We start from the raw sequence: 6,547 nt of genomic DNA on the forward strand, positions 1-6,547 counted from the left end.
CGGCCCCCGCTGGGCTGCAGTGCGTACGCCATTGTCCCGCACGCTTCAAAGTGCGTACCCCATTGTCCCGCACGGACGAACGACCCACGCGCCGGGGCCGCCCGGCGGGTCGCGGAGGGCGGGAGGGGGCGCGTAGGGGCAGGTCACCCTGGTCTTCCTCATCCACCCCGTGCCCTCCCGTACCCTCGACCCCATGTCGCTCTACGCCGCGTACGCCGGCAACCTCGACGCGCGGCTCATGACCCGCCGCGCACCGCACTCGCCGCTGCGCGGCACCGGCTGGCTCAACGGCTGGCGGCTGACCTTCGGCGGGGAGCAGATGGGCTGGGAAGGGGCGCTGGCCACGATCGTGGAGGCCCCGCGGTCCCAGGTGTTCGTCGCCCTGTACGACATCGCGCCGATGGACGAGGAGTCCATGGACCGCTGGGAGGGTGTCGGCCTCGACATCTACCGGCGGATGCGGGTCCGCGTGCACACCCTGGACGGCGACGAGTCCGCGTGGGTGTACGTGCTCAACGCGTACGAGGGCGGGCTGCCCTCCGCCCGCTACCTGGGCGAGGTCGCGGACGCGGCGGAGTCGGCGGGAGCGCCGCACGACTACGTGATGGAGCTCCGCAAGCGCCCCTGCTGACACCGGTCCGGAGGCGGAACCACCGCTTTCGTCGGAAACGACAAGACAACGATCGCAGGTCCGTGCGCGACGTCATCTACGCGCGTAGGGATTCTCGGGCTAGGCTGCTGGACGTATCAAATCCGTCCGGGGCTTCCCTCGGACCCCCCTCCCCGAGGCGAGAGAGTCAGTGAACGCTACTGCCACCCCGTACGAGGCCGCCGAGGCCGCCGCCGCGCGTCTTCGCGAGCTGACCGGCGTCGAGAACCACGACGTCGCCCTGGTCATGGGCTCCGGCTGGGCCCCTGCCGTCGACGCCCTGGGCGCTCCCGAGGCCGAGTTCCCGGTCACCGAGCTGCCCGGCTTCCCGCCGCCGGCCGTGGAGGGCCACGGCGGCAAGATCCGCTCGTACAAGATCGGCGAGAAGCGCGCCCTGGTCTTCCTCGGCCGCACCCACTACTACGAGGGCCGTGGCGTCGCCGCCGTCGCCCACGGCGTGCGCACCGCCGTCGCCGCAGGCTGCAAGACGATCGTCCTGACCAACGGCTGCGGCGGTCTGCGCGAGGGCATGCGCCCCGGCCAGCCGGTCCTGATCAGCGACCACCTCAACCTGACGGGCGCCTCCCCGATCGTCGGCGCCAACTTCGTGGACCTCACCGACCTGTACTCGCCGCGGCTGCGCGCGCTGTGCAAGGAGGTCGACGAGACCCTGGAAGAGGGCGTGTACGTCCAGTTCCCCGGCCCGCACTACGAGACCCCGGCCGAGATCAACATGGTCCGCGTCATGGGCGGCGACCTGGTCGGCATGTCCACGGTCCTGGAGGCCATCGCGGCCCGCGAGGCCGGCGCCGAGGTCCTGGGCATCTCGCTGGTCACCAACCTCGCCGCCGGACTCTCGGGCGAGCCGCTGAACCACGAGGAGGTCCTCCAGGCGGGCCGCGACTCCGCCGCCCGGATGGGCGAGCTGCTGACGCGGGTCCTGGACCGGATCTGATTCCTTCCCGCACCCTCCCCTTCCCGTGACCGGGGGCCGCGCCCCCGGATCGCGCCTCGATCGCCGGCCAGGCCGGAATGCCGCCCCCGGGCGGGATTCCGGCCCGCCCGGCGTCCGAGGGCACGGCCGCAGGCCGTATGGGGGCCTGGGAGCCCGTCCCCCGTTCGGGAAGGGGCGGGGTGGGGAAGAAGAACCGCCCGCCCCCTCCCGCCGCACCCTCCGAAAGGCACACCACCGTGACGACGCAGGACGACCTCCTCGCCCGGGCCCAGGCGTGGCTCGCCGAGGACCCCGATCCGGAGACCCGTGAGGAGCTCGGCGCGCTCCTCGACCGCGGCGAGGCCGCGCGTGACGAGCTCGCCGCCCGCTTCGCCGGCACGCTGCAGTTCGGCACCGCCGGACTCCGGGGCGAGCTGGGCGCCGGCCCGATGCGGATGAACCGCGCCGTGGTCATCCGCGCCGCCGCCGGCCTTGCCGCTTATCTCAAGGCGAAGGGCCAGGCCGGTGGGCTCGTCGTCATCGGCTACGACGCCCGCTACAAGTCCGCCGACTTCGCCCGTGACACCGCCGCCGTGATGACCGGCGCGGGGCTGCGCGCGGCGCTGCTGCCGCGCCCGCTGCCGACGCCCGTCCTCGCGTACGCCATAAGGCACCTGGGCGCCGTCGCCGGCGTCGAGGTGACCGCGAGCCACAACCCGCCGCGCGACAACGGCTACAAGGTCTACCTGGGCGACGGCTCGCAGATCGTGCCGCCGGCCGACGCGGAGATCGCCACCGAGATCGACGCCGTCTCCGCCCTCGCGGACGTGCCGCGCCCGGACTCGGGCTGGGAGACCCTCGGCGACGAGGTCCTGGAGGCCTACCTGGCCCGTACGGACGCCGTCCTGACCGCGGGGTCCCCGCGCACCGTGCGGACCGTCTACACGGCCATGCACGGCGTCGGCAAGGAGGTCCTGACGGCCGCCTTCGCCCGGCACGGCTTCCCGGCGCCGGCGCTCGTCGCCGAGCAGGCGGACCCGGACCCGGCGTTCCCGACCGTCGCGTTCCCCAACCCGGAGGAGCCCGGCGCCATGGACCTCGCCTTCGAGGCGGCCCGCGCCGTGGACCCCGACATCGTGATCGCCAACGACCCGGACGCCGACCGCTGCGCGGTGGCCGTGCCGGACGCCTCCGTCGACGGCGGCTGGCGGATGCTGCGCGGCGACGAGGTGGGCGCGCTGCTGGCCGCGCACCTGGTGCACAAGGGCGCGCAGGGCGTGTTCGCGGAGTCGATCGTGTCGTCGTCCCTCCTCGGCCGGATCGCCGAGGCGGCGGGCGTCGGCCACGAGGAGACGCTGACGGGCTTCAAGTGGATCGCCCGCGTCGAGGGACTGCGCTACGGCTACGAGGAGGCGCTCGGCTACTGCGTCGACCCGGAGGGCGTCCGCGACAAGGACGGCATCACGGCGGCGCTGGCCGTCGCCGAGCTGGCCTCGGAGCTCAAGGAGCAGGACCGCACCCTGACGGACCTGCTGGACGACCTGGCGGTGGCGCACGGCCTGCACGCCACGGACCAGCTGTCGGTGCGCGTGGAGGACCTGGGCATCATCGCGAACGCGATGGCGGCGCTGCGCGAGAAGCCGCCGGTGCACCTCGCGGGCCTCACGGTCGTCTCGGCCGAGGACCTGACCAAGGGCACGGAGTCGCTGCCGCCGACCGACGGCCTGCGCTACCACCTGGAGGGCGACTACAAGGCCCGGGTGATCGTCCGTCCGAGCGGCACCGAGCCCAAGCTCAAGTGCTACCTGGAGGTCGTGGTCCCGGTCGCCGACGCGAGCGAGCTGGCGACGGCCCGTGCGAAGGCCGGCGAGGTGCTGAACGCGATCAAGAAGGACCTGGCGGAGGCCGCCGGGCTCTGAGCGCCCCGGCGCCGACGGCACCGCCGGGACCACCGGCGGCGTCGTGAGTGGGCGAGGGCCCGTACGGAATCGTTTCCGTAGGCGCCCTCGCCCTTTCGGGTGAATCAGGTACGACAGGGGACGCGACGCGCTGCCCGCGTTCCGGCGGCCGGGGCAGGGTGGCCCGGTGTCTCCCGTGCCACCGCAGCTGACCCGCCGCCCCGCCCCCGGAACCTCACAGGCCGACCCCGGCGCTCCGGGTCCCTCTGAGGCCTCCGAGGCTTCTGGGGCCTCTGGGACCTCTGGGGCTTCCGAGGCCCCCGCAGGAGCCTCCGGAGGCGCCGCAGGCCGTGCCGCAGCACTCGCCCGAAGCCGCGCCGCCGCCCCGTGGCGGGCGGTGACGGAACGGGCCCTCCGCCATGCGGCCGCGCGTGCCCTCCGGCACGCCGCCCCCGCCCTGCTCGGCTATCTGGCCGTGCGGCTCCTCGGCCTCGCCGTCCTGGCCCACTGGACGCACCTCCAGGAGCACGGCGTGTGGCCGGTGCTCGCCCGGTCCTGGGACTCCAACTGGTACCTGGGCATCGCCGACCACGGCTACACCCACGAGCACCGCGACCGGCTCACCGACCCGCCGCGCAGCCTGGCCTTCTTCCCGCTGTACCCGGCGCTCGTGAAGGTGCTCGCGGCCGTCACGCCCGGCTCGCGGGCCTCCGTGGGCCTGGTGCTCGCCGTGCTGTGCTCGTTCGCCGCCGCCTGGGGCGTCTTCGCGGTCGGCGACCGGCTGCGCGGGCGCCGCACCGGAACGCTGCTCGCCGTGCTCTGGGGCGCGACCCCGGTCGCCCTCGTGCAGTGGATGGGGTACACCGAGTCGCTGTTCACGGCGCTCGCCGCCTGGGCCCTGTACGCGGTCCTGACCGGGCGCTGGGCCTGGGCGGCGGGGCTCGCGGCGGCCGCCGGGCTGGCCCGGCCGACGGGAGTCGCGGTGGCCGCCGCCGTCTGCGCGGCTGGTCTGCTCGCCGCCCGCCGGCAGGGCCGGGCGCCGCTGGTCGCCGCGCTCGCCGCGCCGCTGGGCTGGCTGGCGTACGTGGGCTGGGTGGGCGTGCGGCTGGGCCGCTGGGACGGCTACTTCGCCGTGCAGCGTGTGTGGGGCAACACCTGGGACGGCGGTGCGGTGACCCGCGCCCGGCTGCGCGCCCACCTGGTGTACGACGACGACCCGCAGCTGTTCCTGGCCGTGGTCTCGGTGGTCCTGGTGGTCTCCGCGGGCCTGTACCTGCTGTGCCTGACGGACCGCCAGCCGCTGCCGCTGCTGGTCTTCGGCGGGGTGCTGCTCCTGGTGGTGCTCGGCAGCGGCGGGGTCTACTTCCCGCGGGCCCGCTTCCTGGTCCCCGGGTTCCCGCTGCTGCTGCCGGTGGCGACGGCGCTCGCCCGGGCCCGCTTCCCCGCGGCGGTCCTGGTGACGGGCGGCGCGGCGCTGTCCTCCGCGTGGCTGGGCGCGTACATGATGCTGGTGTGGCAGGGGCCGCCGTGACGTGTCCCGGGCGCCGGCCCGGTCCGCGGCGCGAGCCGCAGCCCTGACCCCGGTCCCGGCGGGGCCGGGACCGCCTGTCAGCCCGTCGCCGCGAGGATCACCAGGAGCACCAGGCCCGCGACCGCCGGTGCGATGACCTCGTAGGCCCAGCGGATCTGCGGCTCGCCCTGGGTCTCCGGCAGGCCGCCGCGGCGCTCGGCGAGCTCGCGCAGATCGGCCACCGACTGGTCGGCGGGCGCGACGCGGGCCTTGGAGTCGCGGACGTCGGCGCTCACCGACGTACGGCCGTGCGGGTCGTCCTGGGAGGCGCGGGCGGCCTGCCGGGCGGCGCGCTTGCGCTGGCGCAGCGAGACCGGGATGGCCCACAGCTGGTAGGTGCGGCCCTCCTTCGTGAGGGCCTCGCTGGAGTACCCGGCCCGGACGTCGGCGATGGCGCCCCACGGCAGCGTGATGGTGCGGAACGGATTGCGGATGCGCAGCCGCTCCACGCCCGCGAAGACGGCGGGCCGGATGGTGAACGCGACGATGAGCGGGATCACCATGATCAGCGCGGCGAGTGCCAGCCAGGGCGTACGGCCGTGGCCGCGCAGGATCGAGTCGCCGCCGAGGACCACGGCGAGGGCGAGCAGGAAGACGCCGGCCGCGATGCCCATGGGCGAGCGGAAGACGCGGTCCCGGACGGGCTCGGAGGGCTGCGGGGCGGGCGGCTCGGGGGTCGTCATGGCCCGATTCTGCCTCAGCCCTCACGCACCCGCGGTGACGAGGTCCGCGTAGACGACGATGTTGTCGGGCCGGTGTCCGTCGACGAGCTCGCCGCCGCAGGTGATCAGCCGGAGTTCGGGCCGGGCGGTGTCGCCGTACACCTTCTCCGTCGGGAAGGCCTTCTTGCCGACCTGTTCGAGCTCCCGTACGCGGAACACGGCGTCGGTGCCGTCGGCGCGCGTCACCGTGACGCGGTCGCCGACCCGGATGCGGCCGACGTTCCGCAGGACGGCGGGGCCGTCGGCGGTGTCGTAGTGCCCGATGAGGATCGCGGGTCCGGTCTCGCCGGGCGTGACGCCCTTGTCGTACCAGCCGATCCGGTCGGCCTGCGCGACCGACGGCACCTCGACGGTGCCGTCCTGGTTGAGGCCGAGCTTCAGGACGGGGCCGGTGTCGACGCCGGCGGAGGGCACCTTCACGCGTACGGGCAGGGAGCGCGGCAGCGGGGCGGTCGCGAGCCGCCCGGCCGGCGCGGGCGCGGCGGTCGCCGTGACGCGCGGGGCGGGCACGGCGGACGCGCGGGGCGCGGTGGCCGGTGCGGGCCCGGCCCCGCCGCAGCCCGTGAGCGCGACGACGGCCGTGGCGGCGGCCAGGGCGAGGGCGAAGGGGCGGCGGGTCATGGGCTGGCTCCGGGAAAGGGGTGTGGCGGGGCGCCCCCGGGGGGGGGGGGGCCCCCGGCGCCCCCCCCCATCCAGGCAAAACCACACAACAAAGATAGAACAAAAAGAACCAACCCGGCGGGGGCCGCCCCCCCCCGGAGTATGGAAACACAA

General features: G+C 75.0%; 6 protein-coding genes. 4 read left to right on the forward strand and 2 right to left on the reverse strand.

Annotated elements, in window-relative coordinates:
* Nucleotides 1-193 precede the first annotated feature (193 nt).
* The 4 genes from ACFVGS_RS23250 (at nucleotide 194) to ACFVGS_RS23265 (ending at nucleotide 5,012) form a co-directional block, all read left to right on the forward strand.
* Nucleotides 194-631 (forward strand): gamma-glutamylcyclotransferase, encoded by a 438-nt coding sequence (locus tag ACFVGS_RS23250; RefSeq protein WP_352190175.1) that lies wholly within the window; start codon nucleotides 194-196, stop codon nucleotides 629-631.
* A 169-nt stretch (nucleotides 632-800) separates the two neighbouring features.
* A complete protein-coding gene (locus tag ACFVGS_RS23255) occupies nucleotides 801-1,604 on the forward strand; it encodes a purine-nucleoside phosphorylase (protein ID WP_384411903.1) in 804 nt (267 codons plus the stop codon).
* A 236-nt stretch (nucleotides 1,605-1,840) separates the two neighbouring features.
* Nucleotides 1,841-3,502 (forward strand): phospho-sugar mutase, encoded by a 1,662-nt coding sequence (locus ACFVGS_RS23260; RefSeq protein WP_385693541.1) that lies wholly within the window; start codon nucleotides 1,841-1,843, stop codon nucleotides 3,500-3,502.
* Nucleotides 3,503-3,878: 376 nt separating this feature from the next.
* On the forward strand, nucleotides 3,879-5,012 hold the full coding sequence (locus ACFVGS_RS23265) for a hypothetical protein (RefSeq protein WP_385693542.1): 1,134 nt from the start codon (nucleotides 3,879-3,881) through the stop codon (nucleotides 5,010-5,012).
* Nucleotides 5,013-5,089: 77 nt separating this feature from the next.
* Here ACFVGS_RS23265 and ACFVGS_RS23270 read toward each other — a convergent pair whose 3' ends face one another.
* Together ACFVGS_RS23270 and ACFVGS_RS23275 are read right to left on the reverse strand one after the other, a co-directional pair.
* On the reverse strand, nucleotides 5,090-5,734 hold the full coding sequence (locus ACFVGS_RS23270; RefSeq protein WP_384411909.1) for a PH domain-containing protein: 645 nt from the start codon (nucleotides 5,732-5,734) through the stop codon (nucleotides 5,090-5,092).
* 21 nt (nucleotides 5,735-5,755) lie between these two features.
* The gene (locus ACFVGS_RS23275) at nucleotides 5,756-6,394 is read right to left on the reverse strand and encodes a class F sortase (RefSeq protein WP_385693543.1); all 639 of its coding nucleotides are present in this window, start codon (nucleotides 6,392-6,394) and stop codon (nucleotides 5,756-5,758) included.
* Nucleotides 6,395-6,547: the final 153 nt, after the last annotated feature.

This window comes from Streptomyces sp. NPDC127114 (genome assembly GCF_042677525.1).
GTDB lineage: Bacteria > Actinomycetota > Actinomycetes > Streptomycetales > Streptomycetaceae > Streptomyces.

What these genes read in the sequence shown, in the direction of transcription:
- ACFVGS_RS23250 (WP_352190175.1), top strand. Translation starts at nt 194, where the DNA reads ATGTCGCTCTACGCCGCGTACGCCGGCAACCTCGACGCGCGGCTCATG.
- ACFVGS_RS23270 (WP_384411909.1), bottom strand. Translation starts at nt 5,734, where the DNA reads ATGACGACCCCCGAGCCGCCCGCCCCGCAGCCCTCCGAGCCCGTCCGG.
- ACFVGS_RS23275 (WP_385693543.1), bottom strand. Translation starts at nt 6,394, where the DNA reads ATGACCCGCCGCCCCTTCGCCCTCGCCCTGGCCGCCGCCACGGCCGTC.